Source organism: Micromonospora sp. NBC_00898 (assembly GCF_045207895.1).
In the GTDB taxonomy this organism is placed as follows: Bacteria; Actinomycetota; Actinomycetes; order Mycobacteriales; family Micromonosporaceae; genus Micromonospora.
The window spans coordinates 65,849-85,956 of sequence record NZ_CP108775.1 but is presented as its reverse complement, the minus strand read 5'-3'; the positions used below and the strand labels follow the sequence as shown (position 1 = coordinate 85,956).

Here is a 20,108-nt window from a genome sequence, read left to right as displayed (position 1 = left end):
GCGGCTCAGTCCGCCAGCAGGCCGGCCAGGCGCGAGCCCAGCCGGTCGGCGAGGTCGGCCTGTTCCTCGGCCGGCACGTCCAACCAGCCACGCTCGGTGCCGAGGGCGGCGAGCTGCTGCTCCTCGTACGGCACGCCGGGCGGCAGCGGCACCAGGTGCCAGTGCACGTGCCGGTTGCCCTGTTGGCTGCCCAGGCTGAGCACGTAGAGCCGCTCGGTGGGCAGCTCCCGCTCCAGGGCGAGCCCGGTGGCGTGCAGCACCCGGTGCAGCCGCAGGTAGTCGTCGACCGGGAAGTCACCGACGACCCGTTCGAGGTGGCGTACCGGCGCGACCAGGACGTGCCCGGCCAGCCAGGGCCAGCGCGGGAGGAAGACCACGGTGGCGTCGTCCCGGTACAGCACATGGTGGTGGTACTCGGGATTGCCGGCGAGCGTCTCGCAGACGAAGCAGGCGGCGCGGACCCGGCGCAGGTAGGCGTCCTCGTCCCACGGGGTCCGCTGCTGGTCCGGCACGGGACCAGCCTGCCAGAGACGGTCGGCGGCGGTGTCAGGCCAGGGTGGCGTGCATCTCCCAGACCAGGATCTCCGCCGGCTCGGTGGCCGACACCCGCTGCCCGCCGGTCATGGTGATCCGGGCGGCGTCGCCCTCGCCGAGCCGGCCGCTGCCCTCCAGCATGACGGCGCCGACCGGCACGTAGAGGTGCAGGAAGGGCGCGTCCGGCAGCGTCACCTCGTCGCCGGGGGCGAGTCGGGCGGCGTGCAGGGTGGCGTACCGGTTGCGGATCCGGATCGCGGACGCGCCGTCGTACCGGTCCATGCCGGAGGCGACCGGGACGAGGCCGCCGCGGAGCAGCTCGTCGCCGATCTCCAGCTGCTCGTAGCCGGGGTCGACGCCCTCAGTGTCCGGGATCACCCACATCTGGACGAAGTGCACGGGGTCGGTGTGCGGGGTGGTGCCGGCCAGCCGCCAGGCGTCGTTCTTCTCCGAGTGCAGGATGCCGGTGCCCGCGCTCATCCGCTGGGCCAGGCCGGGGTAGATGACGCCGGAGTGGCCGGTGGAGTCCTGGTGCACCAGCGAGCCCCGCAGCACCCAGGTGACGATCTCCATGTCCTGGTGGGGGTGCGTCTCGAAGCCGGTGCCCGGGTGGACCACGTCGTCGTTGTTGACCAGCAGCAGCCCGTGATGGATGTTCGCCGGGTCGTAGTGCCGGCTGAACGAGAACGAGTGCTTGGAGTCGAGCCAGGACAGCCGGGTGGCGAACCGGTCGGCGGCCCGCCGGACGTCCACGGCGGGGGCCGGGGCGACGGCGGTCACCAGGCACGCTGCCCGGTCTCGGTGGGCGCCCAGGTCAGCGCCGGCTCGCCGGTGGCCAGCTCGGCGATCTCACCGGAACGCACGCTGGGCGTGTGCCCGAGTTCGGCGCAGTGCTGCTCGGCGATCTCCGCACAGATCTCGGCGACCTGCTCGCAGATCGGGCTGCCGAGGTCGGCCGCGTTCAACGCCATGATCATCTTGTACCGCAGATCCGGCATCCCCACCCCCGTGGCGGGCGCGTCCCGGCGGCGCGCCCTGCGCCGATCGTATGCGCGAGCGCCCCGCCGCCGGCTGAGAAAGCCGGAAGCGGGGCGCGGTCCGCGGGCACGGTCGGCGCCGCCTCGTCGCGGCGCCGACCGTCGACGTCACCAGAACCGGCGACGCTTGGCCTTCTGCGGCCGCAGCATGTCGGCGCCCTTGGTGAGCAGTCGGCTCACCCCGGACGGACCGCGCCGGGCCTCGAGAGTGTGGCTGAGCCGACGGGCGCCGGCCGCCGCCAGCGGCACGGCGACCGCCATGACCGCCCACTGGGCAATCCGCTTCTGAATCATGTGGGTTCACCTCCGCGATTGGCTGCTGTCCGGATTGGTACCCAGCGCGCCGCGTCGGTAAGCGTGGCTCAGATCCGGGGCGCGACCGGGTTGGGCAGCGCGCCGCCGAAGCGCCGGTCCCGCTGGGCGTACAGCTCGCAGGCGTACCAGAGGTGGCGGCGGTCGAAGTCCGGCCAGAGCGTGTCGAGGAAGACCAGCTCGGCGTACGCGCTCTGCCAGAGCAGGAAGTTGGAGGTGCGCTGCTCGCCGGAGGGACGCAGGAAGAGGTCCACCTCGGGGACCTCCGGGTGGTACAGGTATTTCCCGATGGTCTTCTCGGTGACCTTGCCCGGGTCCAGCCGGCCGGCGGCCACGTCGCGGGCGATCGCGGCGGCGGCGTCGGCGATCTCCGCCTGACCGCCGTAGTTGACGCAGAACTGGAGGGTCAGCGTCGAGTTACCCCGGGACATCTCCTCGGCGGTCTGCAGCTCGGAGATGACGCTCTTCCACAGCCGGCCGGCCCGCCCCGACCAGACCACCCGGACACCCAGGTCGACCAGCTGGTTGCGGCGGCGACGGATGACGTCCCGGTTGAAGCCCATCAGGAAGCGGACCTCGTCCGGCGAACGCCGCCAGTTCTCGGTGGAGAAGGCGTACGCCGACAGGTAGGGAATGCCCAGCTCGATCGCGCCCTCGATGGTGTCGAAGAGGCTGTGCTCGCCCTGCTCGTGGCCCTTGGTGCGGGGCAGGCCACGCTCCTTGGCCCACCGGCCGTTGCCGTCCATCACCACGGCGACATGCTTCGGCAGCGCCTCGGCGGGCAGCGCCGGGGGCCGGGCACCCGACGGGTGCGGGGTCGGTGGCACCGGCTCGCGCCGGCCGGCCCTGGTCGATCGGATCACTCGGTCTTCTCCCTGTTCACACCGTCCGCCTCCGCGACCGCGCCGACCGGCGGCGGGACCGCGGTGGCCGCCGGGGCACCCCGGTCGACCAGCGGCAGCGAGCGTAGCGCGCGCTCCAGGTGCCACTGCAGGTGCGCCGCGACCAGGCCGCTGCACTCCCGGCGTACGCCGGTCCCGGTGGCGTCGGCGAGCACCCAGTCGCCGGTGGTGAGCGCGGACATCAGGTCGATGGTGGCCGGCGCCGGGTGGGCCGCGCCGGGCGGCCGGCAGTCCGGGCAGACCGCGCCCCCGGCCGGTACGGAGAACGCCCGGTGCCGGCCCGGCGTGCCGCAGACCGCGCAGGCGGTCAGGGCCGGCGCCCAGCCCGCGAGGGCCATCCCGCGCAGCAGGTACGCGTCGAGCACCAGCGTGGTGGCGTGCTCGCCGCGGGCCAGGGACTTGATCGCGCCGAGGGTGAGCTGAAACAGCCGCAGCGACGGCTCCCGCTCGACTGGGGTGAGCCGCTCCGCCGTCTCCGCGATTGCGCTGGCCGCGGTGTAGCGGGGGTAGTCGCCGAGGAACCGCTTGCCGTACAGGTCGATCCCCTCGACCTGACTGACGGTGTGCAGCGAACTGCCGTGTTCGCCCTTCGGGTCGCCGGCGAGCTGGAGGTCGACGTGGCCGAACGGCTCCAGCCGGGCCCCGAACTTGCTGGTGGTACGCCGGATCCCCCGGGCGACCGCGCGCAGCCGGCCGTGCCGACGGGTGAGCAGGGTGATGATCCGGTCGGACTCGCCGAGCTTCTGCACACGCAGGACCACCGCGTCGTCGCGGTAGAGCTGTCGGCGGTACCCGGCCATCCGGTCATTCTCCCTCGGGGTGCGATCTCAGGGTCGGTTCGGGGTGGACGGGCGGTCGGACCCCGATGTGCCGGCCCCCGGTCCGGCCGTAGCGTGCTGGCCATGGCTCTGCACCAGACCCTCGCTCCGTCCCGGAGCACCGCACTGCGCCGGACCACGGTCGCCGCCACCGCGGCCACCCTGATCCTGCTCTCCGGGTGTGACACCCTCTCGTTCCGCCGGCTCGACTTCGACAACACCGAGGCGGTGAAGATCACCCGGATCACCGTGCTGCCGGGATCCGGTGACGTCACCGTCCGCGCCTCCGGCACCGCCGCGGAGGTACGGATCAAGCGGATGCTGCGCTACCAGGGCGGCCAGCCCGACGCGCGGTACGAGATCAAGGGCGACGAGCTCGTGCTGGACGCGGACTGCGGGAACCGGTGCAGCGTCTCGTACGAGGTGACCGCCCCGGAGGGGGTGACGGTCCGCGGTGAGACCGGCGCCGGCAACGTGGAGCTGACCCGGGTCGGCCCGGTGGAGATGAAGGTCGGCTCCGGCGACATCAGGGTGACCGGCGCCGCCGGCCCGGTCCGCGCCGAGACCGGCTCCGGCAACATCGAGGTGGTCGACGTGGCCGGCCGGGTGGAGCTGCGCGCCTCCTCCGGCGACATCAGCGCCCGGCGGCTCGGCGACCAGGTGGACGCGGAGGCCAGCTCCGGCAACGTCACGGTGGAGCTGGATCGACCGGCGTCCGCCCGCGTCCACGCCTCCAGCGGAGACGTCGAGCTGACGGTGCCCGCCGGCCGGTACCGGGTGCGGTCCAGCACCGGCTCCGGGGACGCCGACCTGGGGGTCGCCGACGACCCGACCGCGTCCCTGCTGCTCGATGTCGGCACCGGCAGCGGGAACGTGACACTCAGCCAGCGCTGAGCTCCGTGCCGGCGGCCTCCCGCGCGCCCCGCTGGGCGGGGATCCGGCCACGGACCGGGCCCCCTCGGGGCGCCGACGGGACCGGCGACCGCCGCGCGGCCGGCGGGTCGCCGAGGCGGGCAGCGGCCCTCCCCACCCCGACCGCGACCGGCTCGGCCGCGGCTCCGGCCCGGGCGGGGCTGGCCGGGGCGACGGCCCGGCGGGCCGGCGTCGAGCGGGAACCTCCCGGTAGCCACTCCGGCGGGCGGCGGGCCGCCACGTCCTCGACCCAGCCCACCAGCAGGGCGACCAGGCCGACCAGGGCGAAGACCAGCACCACCCGGATCGCCAGGCCGAGCGGGTCGCGGGGGCCCCAGCCGACCAGGCCGACCAGTGGGGTGAGCGCCACGACGAACGACATGTGCCAGAGGTAGACGGTGAGCGCCCGCCGGTTCAGCACCGTCACCGCCCGGCCGAGGGCGGGGATGCGGTCCACCCACTCGGCGCGGGCCGGCGCCCGGCCGATCACCACCAGGATGAACGCCGCGGACCAGAGGGCGTTGCCCAGGTGGATGTCGTTGAGGTCGTAGCCGCGTGGGCCGGGATGGGTGACGATCCAGCCGATGCCGGCGCCCCCGAGGGCGACCGCCACCATCACCAGCACCCGGTTGGCGAGCCGGGCCAGCAGGCCGTCGTGGTGGGCGAAGCCGAGCAGCCACGCGCCGAAGTAGAGGCCGAACTCGCGCAGCACGGTCGGCGCGGCCGGCAGCACGCCGAACTCGATCGCCGCGAGCAGGGCGTACGGGGCGAGGAGGGTGGGCAGCGGGACGCGGCGGAACAGCCACCGGGCGAGCGGCGAGGCGAGCACGAACCACAGGTAGTCCCGCAGGTACCAGATCACGCTCAGCGCCACCGCCCCCCAGCCGTTGGCCGGCGGGTCGCTGACCGGGAGGAGCCAGAGCAGCACCTTCGGGGTCAGCGGCAGACCGGTGAGCAGCATCGCCGGTACGAAGACCGCGGCGAGGACCCAGAGGGACGGCAACAGGCGGCGCAGCCGGCGCAGGACGGCCGCGGGGCCGGTCCGGTCCAGGGAGGCGGCCATCAGCGAGCCGGCGAGCGCGAACATCACCGACATCGCCGGGAAGATCAGGGTCAGGGCCGCCAGGCCGGTGACGTGGTAGACGACGACTCGGACGATGGCCAGGAAGCGGAGCAGGTCGAGGTATCGATTTCGCATCAGCCTGCATCTATGTCGGGGGCGGGGGTAAGCGTCCCCTACCCTCCGACCGGCCCCGACGAAACGGCGAGCGGGCGGGGCGAAAAGTGAAACTTGCCATAAGCTCGACCGATCCCGACCCACGCCGGACAACGCCGAAACCGCCGGCCCCGGAGGTGGGACCGGCGGTTCGACGTACGGTCAGAAGCCGAGCTTGCGGAGCTGCTTCGGGTCGCGCTGCCAGTCCTTCGCCACCCGGACGTGCAGGTCCAGGTAGACCCGGGTGCCGAGCAGCTCCTCGATCTGCTTCCGGGCGGTGGTGCCGACCGCCTTGAGCCGGCTGGCCCGGTGCCCGATCACGATCGCCTTCTGGCTGGGCCGCTCGACGTAGACGTCGGCGTAGATCTTCATGACCTGGCCCTCGGGGATCATCTCCTCCACCACCACGGCGATGGAGTGCGGCAGCTCGTCCCGGACCCCCTCCAGTGCCGCCTCCCGGATCAGCTCGGCGACCAGCACCTGCTCCGGGTCGTCGGTGAGCATGTCGTCCGGGTAGAGCTGCGGCGACTCGGGCAGGTAGCCGGTCATCACGTCGACCAGGGTGTCGACCTGGTGGCCGGAGACCGCGCTCACCGGCACCACGGCGGCGAACTCGCCCATCTCGTTCACCGCGAGCAGCTGCCCGGCCAGCTTCTTCTTGTCGACCAGGTCGGTCTTGGTCACCACGGCCAGCACGGTCGCCTTCAGCTCGGCCAGCTCACCGGTGATGAACCGGTCGCCCCGGCCGATCGGCTCGTCCGCCGGGATGCAGAGGCCGATCACGTCGACCTCGCTCCAGGTGGAACGGACCAGGTCGTTCAGGCGCTCGCCGAGCAGCGTCCGGGGACGGTGCAGGCCCGGGGTGTCGACCAGGACCAGCTGCGAGTCCGGGCGGTGCAGCACGGCCCGGATGATGTGCCGGGTGGTCTGCGGCTTGTTCGAGGTGATCGCGATCTTCGTGCCGACGATCGCGTTGGTCAGCGTCGACTTGCCGGCGTTCGGCCGCCCGACAAAGCAGGCGAAACCCGCCCGATAGGGACGGGGCTCCAGGTCACTCACGCGAGGCGCCACGCTGCGGTGTCTGATGGTTCGCTCGCTCCGCTCGCTCACTCGACCACCGTGCCGAGGACGGTGCCGTCCGGCGCGGCCACGTGGATCGGCGCGTCGACGGCGAGGTCGCGAACCGCGGCATGCCCGGCGCCGTCCAGCGTCGACGCCTCGGTCACCACCACGGCGGCCTCCAGCCGGCTCGCGCCCGCGGCCACCGCCGAGGCGACCGCGAGCTGCAGCGCGGTCAGGGTGAGCGAGGGCAGGGCCACGCTGGCCGCCGCGTACGTCCGGCCGTCCTGGTCGCGGACCGCCGCGCCCTCCACGGCGCCGACCCGGCCGCGGGCGCCCCGGGCCAGGATGACCAGCTTGCCGTCCTCGGCGCTCAGCTCGGCCGGATCGGACGGGGTGGGCCGGGCGGCCGGCACGGCGGGTGACTCAGGCATCGGCGGTTTGCCTCTCCTCGGATCGGTTCTGGGTGCCGCGGGACTCGGCGTGCTCGCCGCGCCCCGCGCTGTCCTGCGCATCGGTCGGCTCGATCCGGCTCACCAGCACGGTGTCTATCCGGTTGCGCCGACCGGTGGTGCCCTCGGCGATCAGCCGCAGCCCGGACACCTCGGCCTCGGCCCCGGGGATCGGGACCCGGCCCAGCGACTGGGCGAGCAGACCGCCGACCGTCTCCACCTCGTCGGTGGGGAGTTCGGTGTCGAAGAGCTCGCCGAGATTCTCCACCGGGAGGCGGGCGGCGACCCGGACCGCCCCGTCATCCAGGCGTTCGACCGGTGGGCGTTCGACATCGTACTCGTCGGTGATCTCGCCGACGATCTCCTCGAGGATGTCCTCGATGGTGACCAGGCCGCCGGTGCCGCCGTACTCGTCGACGACGATGACCAGGTGGTTGCGGGCCGCCTGCATCTCCGACAGCAGGTCGTCGACCGGCTTGGACTCCGGCACGAACGTCGCCGGGCGCATCAGCTCCGACACCGGCAGCTCGTCGGCGCGCGGGTCGCCGCCCTGGGTACGCCGGATCAGATCCTTCAGGTAGAGCACGCCGAGCACGTCGTCGACGCTGTCGCCGATCACCGGGATGCGGGAGAAACCGGAGCGGAGGAAGAGCGCCAGCGCCTGGGAGAGCGTCTTGCCCTCCTCTATCCAGACCATCTCGGTACGCGGCACCATCACCTCGCGGGCGATGGTGTCACCGAGGGCGAAGACCGAGTGGATCATCTGCCGCTCGCCGTGCTCCACGACGCCGCGCTGCTCGGCCAGGTCCACCAGCTCCCGCAGCTCCACCTGGGTGGCGAAGGGCCCCTCCCGGAAGCCACGCCCCGGGGTGACCGCGTTGCCGATCAGGATCAGCAGCGAGGCGAGCGGGTTGAGCGCCCGGCCCAGCCAGCGCACCAGCGGCGCGACCGCGCGGCCCACCGCGTACGCGTGCTGCCGGCCGAGGGTGCGCGGCGCGACGCCGACCACCACGAAGCTGACCACGGTCATCGCGCCGGCGGTGACCAGGGCGGCCCGCCAGCCGGCGCCGAAGGTGTCCACCGCGACCAGCGCCACCAGCGTGGTGGCCGTCAGCTCGGCCAGCAGCCGGAGCAGGAGCAGCAGGTTGAGATGGCGGACCACGTCACCGGCGACCGCCTGGAGGGCGCGGGCGCCGCGCGCCCCGTCCCGGGCCAGTTCGGCGGCCCGGGCCGGGGAGACGGCGGCCAGCGCCGCCTCGGTCATCGCGATGAGGCCGGCGAGCACCACCAGCCCCGCCGCGAAGACGATGAGCTGGAGGTCAGGCAGGCCGGCGGTGGGAGCCGCCGCCAGGATGGTCATCACCGGGACCGGGTCGACCGCCAGCTGGACAGCAGGCGGGCCTGGAGCGCGAACATCTCCCGCTCCTCCTCCGGCTCGGCATGGTCGTACCCGAGCAGGTGCAGCACGCCGTGCACGGTGAGCAGGTGCAGCTCGTCGGCGGGCGAGTGACCGGCGGTGGCCGCCTGCTTGGCCGCCACCTCCGGACAGAGCACGATGTCGCCGAGCAGGGCCGGCTCGCCGCCGGCCGAGGCGGTCTCGCCCGGGCCGTGGTCGACGCTGCCCTCGTCCATGGGGAAGGCGAGCACGTCGGTGGGACCGTCGCCGCCCATCCAACGATGGTTCAGCTCGGTCATGTATTCGACGTCGACCAGCAGCACGGAGAGCTCGGCGAGGGGGTTGACCCCCATCTCGTCGAGGGCGTGCCGGGCGACGGCGAGCACGGCGTCGGTGTCGACCTCGACACCGGACTCGTTGGCGATCTCGATGGACAACTGTCTTCCTCTGATGGATTAGCGGCGCCGGCCGGCCCGACCGCCCTGGGCGGTCCGCCCCGGTACGGCGTGCACGCTCTGCGCCTGCTGGTTCTCCCGCTCGGCGTCCCAGCGGGCGTACGCGTCGACGATCTCCCCCACCAGCCGGTGGCGGACCACGTCGGAGCTGGAGAGCTGGGCGAAGTGCACGTCCTCGACGTTCTCCAGGATCTCCCGGACCACCCGCAGGCCGCTGGTCGTCCCGCCGGGAAGGTCCACCTGGGTGACGTCACCGGTGACCACGATCTTGGAGTTGAAGCCGAGCCGGGTGAGGAACATCTTCATCTGCTCGGGCGTGGTGTTCTGCGCCTCGTCCAGGATGATGAACGCGTCGTTCAACGTACGCCCCCGCATGTACGCCAGCGGCGCCACCTCGATGGTGCCGGCCGCCATCAGCTTCGGGATGGTCTCCGGGTCGAGCATGTCGTGCAGCGCGTCGTAGAGCGGACGCAGGTACGGGTCGATCTTCTCGTTGAGCGTGCCCGGCAGGAAGCCCAGCCGCTCTCCCGCCTCGACCGCCGGCCGGGTCAGGATGATCCGGTTGACCTGCTTGGCCTGGAGCGCCTGGACGGCTTTGGCCATCGCGAGGTACGTCTTGCCGGTGCCGGCGGGGCCGATGCCGAAGACGATGGTGTGCGAGTCGATGGCGTCGACGTAGCGCTTCTGCCCGAGCGTCTTGGGCCGGATGGTGCGCCCGCGCCGGGACAGGATGTTGAGCGTCAGGACCTCGGCGGGCCGCTCCGCGCTGCCCTGCTCGAGCATGCCGACGGTACGCCGGACGGCGTCAGTGGTCAGGGTCTCGCCTTTCTCGATGAGTTCGAGGAGCTCACTGAAGAGGCGCTCGGCGAGGGCGTTGTCCGCGGGGGCGCCGGTGATGGTGATCTCGTTGCCACGCACGTGGACGTCGCTGTTGACCGAGCGTTCGACGAGTCGCAGGATCTCGTCGCCCGCGCCGAGCAGGTTGACCATGATCTTGGCGTCGGGGACGGTGATCCTGGTCTGCACCCGGGGCGGGCCGGGAGGTGGGGTGCCGGTCATAGATCGGGCCCGTCGGGCCCTGCGCCACCTGCTTCCGATTTCGGCGCCGGGCCCTGCTGGCGCGGCGGACGGACGTTACTCCCATCGTATCGGGTCAACACCGTACGCACCTCGCCCATTTCCCGTGGTCAGTGATCAACTCCCGGTGCGGAAGTCGTACCCGTCGAAGGTCTCCTGGCAGCGGGTGAAGCGGTAGGTGGCCCAGTGCATCCGGACCACCACGCCCCGGTCGTCCCGGGTCAGCCGGAGCAGCTCGCCCACCTCCCGGCCGGCGACGGTCCGGAACACGTCGGGCCGGTCCGGCAACGGCGCGAAGACGGCCGGCGGCTTGCCCGCCGGGTCGTCCGCGCCGCGGGCCCGCAGCGCCCCGTCGTGCCAGGAGAAGACGTACTCGAAGCCCTCGCCCCACCAGCGGCCGAGCAGGCCGCGCAGGTGTTCGGGGGCGGGCCGGCCGGGCCGCCACGGCTCGATCTCGGCGGGGTCGTGCTCGGCGGCGGCGGCGAGCAGCTGGTGCGGCAGGTCGAAGACCTCGACGCCGGTACCGGAGGAGCCGAGCACCGCGCAGCCCATCGCGCCCGCCGTGCCGTCGCCGCCGCGCCGGCCGTAGACGGCGGCCAGGAAACCGGGCATCGCCCCGTCGTGCCCCACGTGCAACACCCGCTGCGGCTGCGGCACCAGGATCAGGCCGAGCCCGAAGCCGGCCGCCCAGAGCGTCTCGTCGGTGGTGGTCAGCGGCCAGCGCATCTCGTCGAGGGTGGCCGGGGCGAGCACCGCGCCGGCCGGGTCGAGCGCCGCCGGGTCGGCGAGGAAGGCGGCCCAGCGGGCCATGTCCGGCGCGGTGCTCCACAGCTGGGCGGCCGGGGCCACCGCCCCGAAGTCGGTCGGCGGCTCGGGGTGGGCCTCGTCGGAGTACGCGTCGACCAGGAACCCGGTCGCGGCCCGGCCGCCGGGCGTCGGGCCCGTGGCGGTCAGCCCGAGCGGGACGAGCACCCGCTCGGCCAGCACCTCCGCCCAGGTCCCGCCGCGCAGCCGGCCGACCAGCTCGCCGAGGAGCGCCATGCCGAGGTTGGAGTAGTGGTAGCGCCGGCCGGTCGGCAGCACCCGCTCCACCCGGGCGAGGTCGGCGAGGAGCTCGTCGACGCCGGGGGCGCGCAGCGAGTCCCAGACGTCGCCGTGCGGCTCCCGTTGCAGGCCCGCGGTGTGCGACAGCAGCCGGCGTACGGTCAGCTCGCCGTGCGCCGGCAGGTCGAGGTGCCGCCCGATCGGGTCGTCCAGGTCCAGCAGGCCGTCGTCCCGGCACTGCATGACCAGCACCGAGGTGAAGGTCTTGGTGACCGAGCCGATCCGGAACACGGACTCCGGGCCGAGCGGGGTGTCGTTGCCCGTGTCGCCCACCGCGCAGGTCCAGAGCGGGCGGTCGGCCCGGTGCAGGGCGGCCGATATCGCCGGCACCCGGCCCCGGACCTGCGCCTGCCGCACCATCCGGCCGAGCCGGTCGTTCACCGCGATCATGGGTTGCAGTCTAGGGAGGGGCTCAGCGGCAGAGCATCGGGCCGAGCGGGGCGCCGCCGAGCAGGTGCGCGTGGGCGTGGAAGACCTCCTGGCCCCCGTACGGCCCGGTGTTGAACATCAGCCGGAAGCCGTCGGCGAGCAGCCCCTCCTCCTCGGCCACGACGGCGGCCGCGGCCAGCACCTCGGCCGCCAGGCCCGGGTCACCCTGGGCGAGGGTCGCCACGTCCGCGTAGTGCTCCTTCGGGATGACCAGCACGTGGACGGGCGCCTTGGGGCCGATGTCCCGGAAGGCGAGGGTGGTGGCGGTCTCCCGCACGATGGTGGCCGGGATCTCCCCGGCGACGATCCGGCAGAACAGGCAGTCGGTTCCCATTCGGGCATGCTAAGCGCTGTACCGGAACCAGGCGGCGCCGCCACCGGCCGGGCCGGGCATGATGTCCGGCGTGACTTCTCGGGCGGTACTGGTGACGGGGGCCTCGCGCGGCATCGGCCGCGCGGTGGCCCGAGCTTTCGCGGCGGGCGGGGACCGGGTGGCGGTCCACCACCGGGACTCGGCGGAGCTGGCCGAACGGCTCCGCGACGAGCTGCCCGGCGACGGCCACGTGGTGGTCCGCGCCGACCTGGCCGACCCGGACGCGGTCCGGGCGATGGTGGACGAGGCCGCGGCCCGCCTCGGCGGGCTGGACGTGCTGGTCAACAACGCCGGTGTGTACGGGCCGCGGGAGCTGGCCCACCCCGTCTTCGGCAACACCTACGAGCAGTGGCGCGAGCAGTGGCGGCTGGTGCTGGAGACCAACCTGACCGGCGCCGCGAACGTGACCTGGTGCGCCGCCCAGCACATGCGGGAGCGGGGCGGCCGGATCGTCAACGTCTCCTCCCGGGGCGCGTTCCGCGGCGAGCCGGAGCAGCCCGCGTACGGCGCCAGCAAGGCCGGGCTGAACGCGCTCGGGCAGTCGCTGGCCCTGGCCCTCGCCCCGTACGGCATCGCGGTGGCGACCGTCGCGCCCGGCTTCGTGGAGACGGACATGACCACCACGCACCTCAGCGGCGAGCGGGGCGACGCGATCCGCGCCCAGAGCCCGTTCAACCGGGTGGCCCGCCCCGAGGAGATCGCCGCCGCGGTCCACTGGCTCGCCAGCCCCGAGGCGGAGTGGGCCTCCGGCACCATCGTCGACCTCAACGGCGCCTCCTACCTGCGCACCTGACGTCGGCGCGCCGCCGCGTCGGCGTGGCCGGGCGTCCTTGCTCGGCCTCGGCGTGTCGGCGCACCCCGAACCACGTGGCGCGCTCCCTTTGCTCTGCTGCAGCGGACGCAACGAGTGTTGCCTCCGCTGCAGCAGAGCAAAGGCGGCCGAACATGGTGTGCCGAGCCGGCTGGCGGCCCAGCGGCTCCACGCGCCGACCGGCTACCCCAGGTGGATCTGGCCGCCCGGCCCCACCGAGGGGTCAGCCGGCCGAGGGGCCAGCGGCGCGGGGCGCGAAAGGCTACCAGCGGTCCAGACGGGCGGAGAGGACGCTCAGGGCGGCGACGCCGGCGGTGGAGGTGCGCAGCACCGACGGGCCGAGGCGGACGGTACGGGCGCCGGCCTCACGGAAGGCGGACAGCTCGGGCGCGGCGATGCCGCCCTCCGGGCCGACCACCAGCACGATCTCGCCTGTCGCGGGGAGCTCGGCGGTGGTCAGCCGCTCCACGGCCTCCTCGTGCAGCACGAACGCGGCGGCCGCGCCGGCGATCCGGCGGACCGCCGTCTGGGTCGACTCGTCCGGGGACCCGGCCACCACCGGCAGCCAGGCGCGGCGGGCCTGCTTGGCCGCCTCCCGGGCGGTCGCCGCCCATTTCTCCCGGGCCCGTACGCCCCGCTCGCCGCGCCACTGCACCACCGAGCGGGACGCCGCCCAGGGCACGATCTCGTCCACCCCGACCTCGGTCATCGCCTGCACGGCCAGCTCGCCCCGGTCGCCCTTGGCGATGCCCTGCACCACCACGAGCCGGGGGACGGACGCGTCGACGTACCCCCGGGAGGTGACCTGGAGGTCGAGGCTGCCCCGGCCGACGGCGGTGACCACGGCGGCGGCCGTGCCGCCCCGGCCGTCGGCGAGCAGCAGTTCCTCGCCGACCCGCAGCCGTTGCACGGTCGCCGCGTGGTGCCCCTCCGGGCCGTCCAGGGTCAGCGCGTCACCGGTGGGCAGCGCCTCCACCAGGAACAGCGGCGCGGACACCTCAGGCGTGCCCGTTGAAGGCGTCGCGCATCCGGGAGAAGAAGCCACCCTGCTTGGTCAGCTCGGCGACCTCCTCGCCCCGGGTCTTGGCGAAGTCGCGCAGCATCTTCTCCTGGTCGGCGTCGAGCTTGGTCGGGGTCCGCACGTCCAGGTGGACGTAGAGGTCGCCCCGGCCGGTGCCGCGCAGGTGCGGCACGCCCCGGGCGCGCAGCCGCAGCGTGCTGCCCGGCTGGGTGCCCGCCTTGACGTCGACCGTCTCCTCGCTGTCCAGGGTCTTGATGGTCAGCCGGGTGCCCAGCGCGGCGGCCGTCATCGGCACGGTGACCCGGCAGTGCAGGTCGTCGCCCTTGCGGGAGTAGACGTCGTGCGGCCGCTCGTGGATCTCCACGTACAGGTCGCCGGCGGTGCCGCCACCCGGGCCGACCTCGCCCTGCTGGGCCAGCCGGATCCGCATGCCGTCCTCGACCCCGGCCGGGATCTTCACGGTCAGCGAGCGACGGGTGCGCACCCGGCCGTCACCGGCGCAGGTCGGGCAGGGGTGCGGGATGGTGGTGCCGTAACCCTGGCAGACCGTGCACGGCCGGGCGGAGACCACCTGGCCGAGGAAGGTCCGCTGCACGGACTGGACCTCGCCCCGGCCGCCGCACGCCTCACAGGTGGCCAGGTGGGTGCCGGCGGCGGTGCCCGCGCCGGAGCAGGTGGTGCAGAGCACGGCGGTGTCGACGGTGATCGGCGCCTCGACGCCGAACGCGGTCTCGTGCAGGTCCAGCTCCAGGCGCAGGATCGCGTCCGCGCCCGGCCGGGTCCGCGGCCGCGGGCCCCGGGCGCCGCCGGCCGCGCCGCCGAAGAAGGCGTCCATGATGTCCTGGAAGCCGACGAACGGGCCGGCCCCGCCGGGACCGCCCGGACCGCCCGCGCCCCCGCCGCCCGGGGCCAGCGGGTCGCCGCCCAGGTCGACGATCTGCCGTTTCCGGTCGTCCGAGAGGACCTCGTACGCGGCGTTGATGTCCTTGAACTTCTCCTGTGCCTCCGGGTCCGGATTGACGTCCGGGTGGAACTGCCGCGCCAACTTGCGGTAGGCGCGCTTGATCTCGTCGTCGGAGGCCTCGCGGCTCACGCCGAGAATGCCGTAGTAGTCCCTGGCCACTGCGTTCGGTGTCCTCATGTTCGTCTCGCGTTGCGCCGGTCGTCGGCAGGGGCCGGTCGCCGGCCCCTGCCCTGGATCAGTTCTGGGCCAGCAGCTCGCCCACGTAGCGTGCCACGGCCCGCACCGTGGCGATGGTCCCGGGGTAGTCCATCCGGGTGGGGCCGAGCACGCCCAGACCGCCGACGATGGTCGCGCCCGGGCCGTACCCGGTGCTGACCACGGAGGCGGCGCGGAGGTTGTCGACCTCGTTCTCGTCGCCGATCAGCACCCGGGTGGTGCTCGGCTCGGCCTCGCCGATGAGCTTCAGCAGCACGACCTCCTCCTCGAGCGCCTCGAGGATGGGACGCAGCGAGCCCTGGAAGTCGAGCAGGCCACCGCGGGTGAGGTTGGCGGTGCCGGCCAGCGCGATCCGCTCCTCGTGCCGCTCGACCAGGGTCTCCAGCAGCACGGTGGAGAGCGTGGTCATCGCGCCGCGCAGGTGCGGGGCAGACTCCTCGACCAGCGCCTGGACCAGCGGCGGGGTCTCGGACAGCCGGCTGCCGACCAGCTTCTCGTTGACCAGCCGACGCAGGTCGGTGACGTCCTCGGCGGGGACCGGCACGGGCAGCTCGACCAGCCGCTGCTCGACCCGGCCGGTGTCGGCGATCATGACGAGCATCAGCCGGGTGGTGGAGATCGGCACCAGCTCCAGGTGCCGCACCGAGGAACGGGCCAGCGACGGGTACTGCACCACGGCGACCTGCCGGGTCAGCTGGGCCAGCAGCCGCACGGTGCGGTGCACCACGTCGTCGAGGTCCACCGCGCCGACCAGGAAGCGCTCGATCGCCCGGCGCTCGGCCGGGCTGAGCGGCTTGACCCGGGAGAGCCGGTCCACGAAGAGCCGGTACCCGCGGTCGGTGGGCACCCGGCCGGCACTGGTGTGCGGCTGCCGGATGTAGCCCTCCTCCTCCAGCACGGCCATGTCGTTACGGACGGTCGCCGGGGAGACGCCCAGCTGGTGCCGCTCGACGAGGGCCCTGCTGCCCACCGGCTCCTGCGTGGCGACGTAGTCCTCGACGATCGCGCGCAGCACGGCGAGCTTGCGGTCGTCGAGACCCATATCCCCACCTCCTGAAGCACCCTCGACCCGCCGCCGGCGCGGCAGCGGCCGGGCAACTGGCACTCGACTGTAGCGAGTGCCAGTCTACGTCGGCGGCACCCCGGACGCGATGATCAGCGACGGACCACGGGTGCGGGCCGCCGCACAGCCGCCGCGCCAGGGCCGTTCAGCCGGACATCCCGGGCGATGTCGCTCTGGTGCCACGTTGCGGGCAACCCCTACCGTGACGTTCATGACTGAACCACCTCGCCCTCCCGGAGCGGGGGACGCCGGCGCCCAGCCGCCGGACCCGACCCCGCCGTCGGCACCGTACGGCTCGTCGGCGGACGAGCCGCCCACCGCACCACTGTCCGGGGCGCCGGGCGCGGGGGGCTATCCCCCGCCCGGCGGCTATCCGCCGCCCTCCGGCGGTCAGCCGCCGTCGGGTGGCTACCCACCTCCGGGCGGCTACCCGCCGCCGGGCACCGGCTACCCGACCGGCGGGGCGTACGGCGCCCCGAGCGGCGGCTGGGCCAACAACGAGGACAAGACCTGGGCGCTGGTCGCGCACTTCGGCGGCGCGGCGGCGATGTTCGTCAGCGGCGGCGTGCTGGGCTGGCTGCCGCCGCTGGTCGCCATGCTCGCCCGGGGCAACCAGTCGCCGACGGTGCGCCAGCACGCGGTCGCGGCGCTCAACTTCCAACTGCTCTGGTCGATCGTCGGCCTGGTCGGCTGGCTCCTGGCCTGCATCGCGATCGGCTTCATCGCGGTCGGCGCGGCGGTCATCCTCGGCATCGTGTTCGGCATCCTCGCCGGCGTCAAGGCCAACGAGGGGCAGCTCTACCGCTATCCGATGAGCATCAGCCTGGTGAAGTGACGCCCCGCCCGGCCGGCCCACGGGTCGGCCGGGCGACCGGCGGTCAGGGCAGCAGGTCGCGGACCACCGCGTCGGCCAGCAGCCGGCCGCGCAGGGTGAGCACCGCCCGGCCGGCCGCGTACTCCGGCGCGGCCAGCAGCCCGCCGGCCAGGGCCCGCTCGGCCCCGGCCCGGCCCGCGTCGTCGAGCACGTCCAGCGGCAGCCCGGAGGCCAGCCGCAGCCGCAGCATCACGTCCTCCATGTGCGCCTCGTCGGGCGTGAGCAGCTCCCGGGCCAGGCCGGGCGACTCCCCGGCGGCGAGCCGCTGCGCGTACGTCGTCGGGTGCTTGACGTTCCACCAGCGCACCCCGCCGACGTGGCTGTGCGCCCCCGGCCCGAGGCCCCACCAGTCCGCGCCGGTCCAGTAGAGCAGGTTGTGCCGGCACCGGGCCGCCCCCGAGCGGGCCCAGTTGGAGACCTCATACCAGGAGAAACCCGCCGCGTCGAGGGCAGCCTCCGCGGCCAGGTAGCGGTCCGCCGCCACGTCGTCGCTCGGGTACGGCAGCTCGCCGCGCCGCATCCGCGCGGCCAGCCGGGTGCCGTCCTCCACGATCAGGGCGTACGCGCTGACGTGGTCGACCCCGGCCGCCACCACCTGGTCCAGCGAGGCGGCGAAGTCCTCGGCGCGCTCCCCCGGCGTGCCGTAGATCAGGTCGAGGTTGACGTGGTCGAACCCGGCGTCGCGCGCCTCCAGGGCGGCGGCGGTGGCCCGGCCGGCGCTGTGCGTGCGGTCGAGGATCGCCAGCACCCCCGGCGCGGCGGACTGCATGCCCAGCGAGATCCGGGTGTAGCCGGCGGCCCGCAGGGTCTTCAGCGACCCCGGGGTGACCGACTCGGGGTTGGCCTCGGTGGTCACCTCGGCGTCGGCGGCCAGCCCCCAGACCCGGTCGATCCCGTCCAGGATCCGGGCGAGGTCGTCGGCGGGAAGCAGGGTCGGCGTGCCGCCGCCGACGAAGACGGTGTCCACCCGTGGCGGCGGGGTGTCGCCCAGCACCCGGCCGGCGAGGGCCAGCTCGGCCAGCACCGTGTCGGCGTACGACTCGCGGCTGGCCCCGCCGCCCAGCTCCGCCGCCGTGTAGGTGTTGAAGTCGCAGTAGCCGCAGCGACTGGCGCAGAACGGGACGTGCACGTACACGCCGAAACCGCGCGCACCGACTGTGCGGGTGGCGGCAGCGGGCAGCGATCCGTCGCGGGGGACGGATTCGCCTTCTGGAAGAGCGCCGGGCATGGCAACTAGTGTGCCCGGCATGACCTCTCCGGACGCTCTCGTGCGGGTCGCCACGGCCCGTGGGGTGACCACCCTCACCCTGGACAGCCCGCACAACCGCAACGCGCTCTCCACCCCGCTGATGACCGAGCTGCTGGCCGGGCTGGCCGCGGCGGTCGCCGACGACGCGGTCCGCGCGATCGTGCTCGACCACAGCGGCCCGGTCTTCTGCTCCGGCGCGGACCTGAAGGAGACCGCCGCCGCGTACGCCAGCGGCACCGTGCCCGCCGGGATGCTGGGCGACGTGCTGGCCGCCGTGCGGGAGTGCCCGAAGCCGGTGCTGGCGAAGGTGGCCGGGCCGGCGCGGGCCGGCGGGCTGGGCCTGATCGCCGCGGCCGACCTGGCGGTCTGCGCCGACGAGGCGACCTTCGCGTTCACCGAGGTGCGGATCGGGGTGATCCCCGCGGTCATCTCGGCGACCGTGCTGCCCCGGCTGCACCCCCGCGCCGCCGCCGAGCTCTATCTGACCGGGGACACCTTCGACGGCCGGCGGGCCGCCGAGATCGGCCTGGTCACCGCGGCCGTGCCGGCGGACGGGCTGGACGCGGCGGTGGCGCGGTACTGCGCCTCGCTGGTCCGGGGCGCGCCGCGGGCCCTGGCCGGCGCGAAGGAGCTGCTGCGCCGGCCGGCCGCCGCCGACCTGCGCGCCGAGATCGCCGAGTTGGCCGCGCTCTCCACCGGGTACTTCCTGTCCGACGAGGGCCGCGAGGGCGTCCTCGCCTTCCGCGAGAAAAGATTAGCCGGATGGGTGGCCGCTCTGGACGGTGGTTCAGGAGAGGGTGCGCGCTAGGAACCGTCACCGACAGGTGCTTTCGGTGGCCGGGTGGTGACGGAACGGGAGGCAACCGGTCGGACGACCCGGGCGGCGCTCGGGGGGACGTACGCTTGGCGGACTGTCGAACAGGAGGTGCGGGTGCGAACTCGGGCAATCGGGGCAGCCGGTGTGGTGGTGGCGATCATCGCCCTCCTCGGGATCTGGTTCGTGGCCCGGCACGTCAGGCCCGAGCTGCGCCTCCCGACCGCCAGCCGCACCTGCACCGTCCAGGCGGACGGCCGGGTCGTGCTCGGCGCCGACCAGATGGCCAACGCGGCCACCATCGCGGCGATCGGCGCGCAGCGGCAGATGCCCGAGCGGGCCGTGGTGGTGGCGCTGGCGACCGCGTACCAGGAGTCGCACCTGAAGAACCTCGCCCACGGCGACCGGGACTCGCTCGGGCTGTTCCAGCAGCGCCCCAGCCAGGGCTGGGGCACCGCGGAGGACATCCAGGACCCGCGGTACGCGGCGAACCGGTTCTACGCGGCGCTGAAGAAGGTCAAGGGCTGGGAGCGGATGCGGGTCACCGAGGCCGCCCAGCGGGTGCAGCGGTCGGCCTATCCCGAGGCGTACCAGAAGTGGGCGGACGAGTCGCAGGTCCTCACCCGCGCGCTGCTCGGCCACGCGACGGGCGCCGTGGCCTGCACGGTCGGGCCGACGCCGGCGATGCGCGGCCAGGCCGCCGCGACCGCGCTGATCCAGGGGCTGACCCTGGACTGGGGCCTGCCGGGCGTGGCCTCGCCGACGGACCTGACCGGCCTGGCGGTGTCGGCGTCGGACAGCCGCAACGGCTGGCGGTACGCCCACTGGCTGGTGTCGCACGCCGACGACCACGGCGTGAAGCGGGTTCGCTTCGGCGGCCTGGAGTGGACCGCCGAGCAGGGCACCTGGGCGAAGGTGGCCGACGGGCCGGCGGCACCGACCCAGGTGCTGGCCGAGGTCTTCGCCGACACGTAGGCCGACCCGCGGCCCGGGCCCGGGCGGGCGGCAGGGCCGCCGGGC

General features: G+C 74.0%; 23 protein-coding genes. 5 read left to right on the top strand and 18 right to left on the bottom strand.

What is annotated here, in order from left to right; all coding sequences use genetic code 11:
• Nucleotides 1-5 precede the first annotated feature (5 nt).
• The 6 genes from OG799_RS00410 to recO form a co-directional block, all read right to left on the bottom strand.
• A complete protein-coding gene (locus OG799_RS00410) occupies nucleotides 6-512 on the bottom strand; it encodes an HIT family protein (RefSeq protein WP_406041905.1) in 507 nt (168 codons plus the stop codon).
• A gap of 34 nt (nucleotides 513-546) precedes the next feature.
• On the bottom strand, nucleotides 547-1,314 hold the full coding sequence (locus OG799_RS00405) for a pirin family protein (protein WP_406041903.1): 768 nt from the start codon (nucleotides 1,312-1,314) through the stop codon (nucleotides 547-549).
• Nucleotides 1,311-1,532, bottom strand: a complete 222-nt coding sequence (locus OG799_RS00400; RefSeq protein WP_406041901.1) for a thioredoxin reductase — start codon at nucleotides 1,530-1,532, stop codon at nucleotides 1,311-1,313. Before OG799_RS00400 ends, OG799_RS00405 begins: the two co-directional genes overlap by 4 nt.
• A 147-nt stretch (nucleotides 1,533-1,679) precedes the next feature.
• On the bottom strand, nucleotides 1,680-1,865 hold the full coding sequence (locus tag OG799_RS00395) for a hypothetical protein (protein WP_109943664.1): 186 nt from the start codon (nucleotides 1,863-1,865) through the stop codon (nucleotides 1,680-1,682).
• Between the two features lie 68 nt (nucleotides 1,866-1,933).
• Entirely contained in the window at nucleotides 1,934-2,710 is a 777-nt protein-coding gene (locus OG799_RS00390) for an isoprenyl transferase (protein WP_406046162.1), read from the bottom strand.
• A gap of 32 nt (nucleotides 2,711-2,742) precedes the next feature.
• Nucleotides 2,743-3,585: a DNA repair protein RecO gene (gene recO, locus OG799_RS00385; RefSeq protein ID WP_406041898.1), complete on the bottom strand. Its 843-nt coding sequence runs from the start codon at nucleotides 3,583-3,585 to the stop codon at nucleotides 2,743-2,745.
• Between the two features lie 102 nt (nucleotides 3,586-3,687).
• On the opposite strand from recO, the gene OG799_RS00380 reads away from it, so the two are divergent.
• Nucleotides 3,688-4,497 carry a DUF4097 family beta strand repeat-containing protein gene (locus OG799_RS00380; protein ID WP_406041896.1) on the top strand — a complete coding sequence of 270 codons (810 nt, stop codon included), beginning with the start codon at nucleotides 3,688-3,690 and terminating at the stop codon, nucleotides 4,495-4,497.
• Here the strand turns inward: OG799_RS00380 and OG799_RS00375 are convergent.
• The 8 genes from OG799_RS00375 to OG799_RS00340 form a co-directional block, all read right to left on the bottom strand.
• Entirely contained in the window at nucleotides 4,484-5,713 is a 1,230-nt protein-coding gene (locus OG799_RS00375) for an acyltransferase (RefSeq protein ID WP_406041894.1), read from the bottom strand. The two genes, OG799_RS00380 and OG799_RS00375, sit on opposite strands and share 14 nt — an antisense overlap.
• 180 nt (nucleotides 5,714-5,893) lie before the next feature.
• Nucleotides 5,894-6,790 (bottom strand): GTPase Era, encoded by an 897-nt coding sequence (gene era / locus OG799_RS00370; RefSeq protein WP_406041892.1) that lies wholly within the window; start codon nucleotides 6,788-6,790, stop codon nucleotides 5,894-5,896.
• Between the two features lie 47 nt (nucleotides 6,791-6,837).
• The gene (locus OG799_RS00365; RefSeq protein ID WP_406041891.1) at nucleotides 6,838-7,224 is read right to left on the bottom strand and encodes a cytidine deaminase; all 387 of its coding nucleotides are present in this window, start codon (nucleotides 7,222-7,224) and stop codon (nucleotides 6,838-6,840) included.
• Nucleotides 7,217-8,626, bottom strand: a complete 1,410-nt coding sequence (locus tag OG799_RS00360) for a hemolysin family protein (RefSeq protein WP_406046161.1) — start codon at nucleotides 8,624-8,626, stop codon at nucleotides 7,217-7,219. The genes OG799_RS00365 and OG799_RS00360 overlap by 8 nt, the downstream gene beginning before the upstream one ends.
• The gene (ybeY, locus tag OG799_RS00355; RefSeq protein ID WP_406041890.1) at nucleotides 8,602-9,075 is read right to left on the bottom strand and encodes an rRNA maturation RNase YbeY; all 474 of its coding nucleotides are present in this window, start codon (nucleotides 9,073-9,075) and stop codon (nucleotides 8,602-8,604) included. Before ybeY ends, OG799_RS00360 begins: the two co-directional genes overlap by 25 nt.
• An 18-nt stretch (nucleotides 9,076-9,093) precedes the next feature.
• Nucleotides 9,094-10,152, bottom strand: coding sequence for a PhoH family protein (locus OG799_RS00350; protein ID WP_406041888.1), 1,059 nt, complete (start codon nucleotides 10,150-10,152; stop codon nucleotides 9,094-9,096).
• A 135-nt stretch (nucleotides 10,153-10,287) separates the two neighbouring features.
• Nucleotides 10,288-11,664 carry a serine hydrolase domain-containing protein gene (locus OG799_RS00345; RefSeq protein WP_406041886.1) on the bottom strand — a complete coding sequence of 459 codons (1,377 nt, stop codon included), beginning with the start codon at nucleotides 11,662-11,664 and terminating at the stop codon, nucleotides 10,288-10,290.
• A 22-nt stretch (nucleotides 11,665-11,686) separates the two neighbouring features.
• Complete coding sequence (locus tag OG799_RS00340; RefSeq protein WP_406041884.1) at nucleotides 11,687-12,037, bottom strand: histidine triad nucleotide-binding protein; 351 nt, start codon at nucleotides 12,035-12,037, stop codon at nucleotides 11,687-11,689.
• A 70-nt stretch (nucleotides 12,038-12,107) separates the two neighbouring features.
• On the opposite strand from OG799_RS00340, the gene OG799_RS00335 reads away from it, so the two are divergent.
• On the top strand, nucleotides 12,108-12,869 hold the full coding sequence (locus tag OG799_RS00335; protein ID WP_406041882.1) for an SDR family NAD(P)-dependent oxidoreductase: 762 nt from the start codon (nucleotides 12,108-12,110) through the stop codon (nucleotides 12,867-12,869).
• Nucleotides 12,870-13,149: 280 nt separating this feature from the next.
• Here OG799_RS00335 and OG799_RS00330 read toward each other — a convergent pair whose 3' ends face one another.
• The 3 genes from OG799_RS00330 to hrcA all read right to left on the bottom strand — a co-directional run bounded on the left by OG799_RS00330 (nucleotide 13,150) and on the right by hrcA (nucleotide 16,130).
• Nucleotides 13,150-13,884, bottom strand: coding sequence for a 16S rRNA (uracil(1498)-N(3))-methyltransferase (locus tag OG799_RS00330; RefSeq protein ID WP_406041880.1), 735 nt, complete (start codon nucleotides 13,882-13,884; stop codon nucleotides 13,150-13,152).
• 1 nt (nucleotide 13,885) lies between these two features.
• Nucleotides 13,886-15,031 carry a molecular chaperone DnaJ gene (gene dnaJ, locus OG799_RS00325; protein WP_406046160.1) on the bottom strand — a complete coding sequence of 382 codons (1,146 nt, stop codon included), beginning with the start codon at nucleotides 15,029-15,031 and terminating at the stop codon, nucleotides 13,886-13,888.
• A 76-nt stretch (nucleotides 15,032-15,107) separates the two neighbouring features.
• Nucleotides 15,108-16,130: a heat-inducible transcriptional repressor HrcA gene (gene hrcA / locus OG799_RS00320; protein ID WP_406041878.1), complete on the bottom strand. Its 1,023-nt coding sequence runs from the start codon at nucleotides 16,128-16,130 to the stop codon at nucleotides 15,108-15,110.
• Nucleotides 16,131-16,362: 232 nt separating this feature from the next.
• Here hrcA and OG799_RS00315 point away from each other — a divergent pair, with 232 nt between their 5' ends.
• Entirely contained in the window at nucleotides 16,363-16,986 is a 624-nt protein-coding gene (locus tag OG799_RS00315; RefSeq protein ID WP_406041876.1) for a DUF4870 domain-containing protein, read from the top strand.
• A 43-nt stretch (nucleotides 16,987-17,029) separates the two neighbouring features.
• Here the strand turns inward: OG799_RS00315 and hemW are convergent, their stop codons facing one another.
• Nucleotides 17,030-18,253: a radical SAM family heme chaperone HemW gene (hemW, locus tag OG799_RS00310; protein WP_406041874.1), complete on the bottom strand. Its 1,224-nt coding sequence runs from the start codon at nucleotides 18,251-18,253 to the stop codon at nucleotides 17,030-17,032.
• A gap of 19 nt (nucleotides 18,254-18,272) precedes the next feature.
• Between hemW and OG799_RS00305 the strand changes: the two genes are divergently transcribed.
• Nucleotides 18,273-19,082, top strand: a complete 810-nt coding sequence (locus OG799_RS00305) for an enoyl-CoA hydratase-related protein (RefSeq protein ID WP_406041872.1) — start codon at nucleotides 18,273-18,275, stop codon at nucleotides 19,080-19,082.
• A 117-nt stretch (nucleotides 19,083-19,199) separates the two neighbouring features.
• The gene (locus OG799_RS00300; RefSeq protein ID WP_406041870.1) at nucleotides 19,200-20,063 is read left to right on the top strand and encodes a hypothetical protein; all 864 of its coding nucleotides are present in this window, start codon (nucleotides 19,200-19,202) and stop codon (nucleotides 20,061-20,063) included.
• Nucleotides 20,064-20,108: the final 45 nt, after the last annotated feature.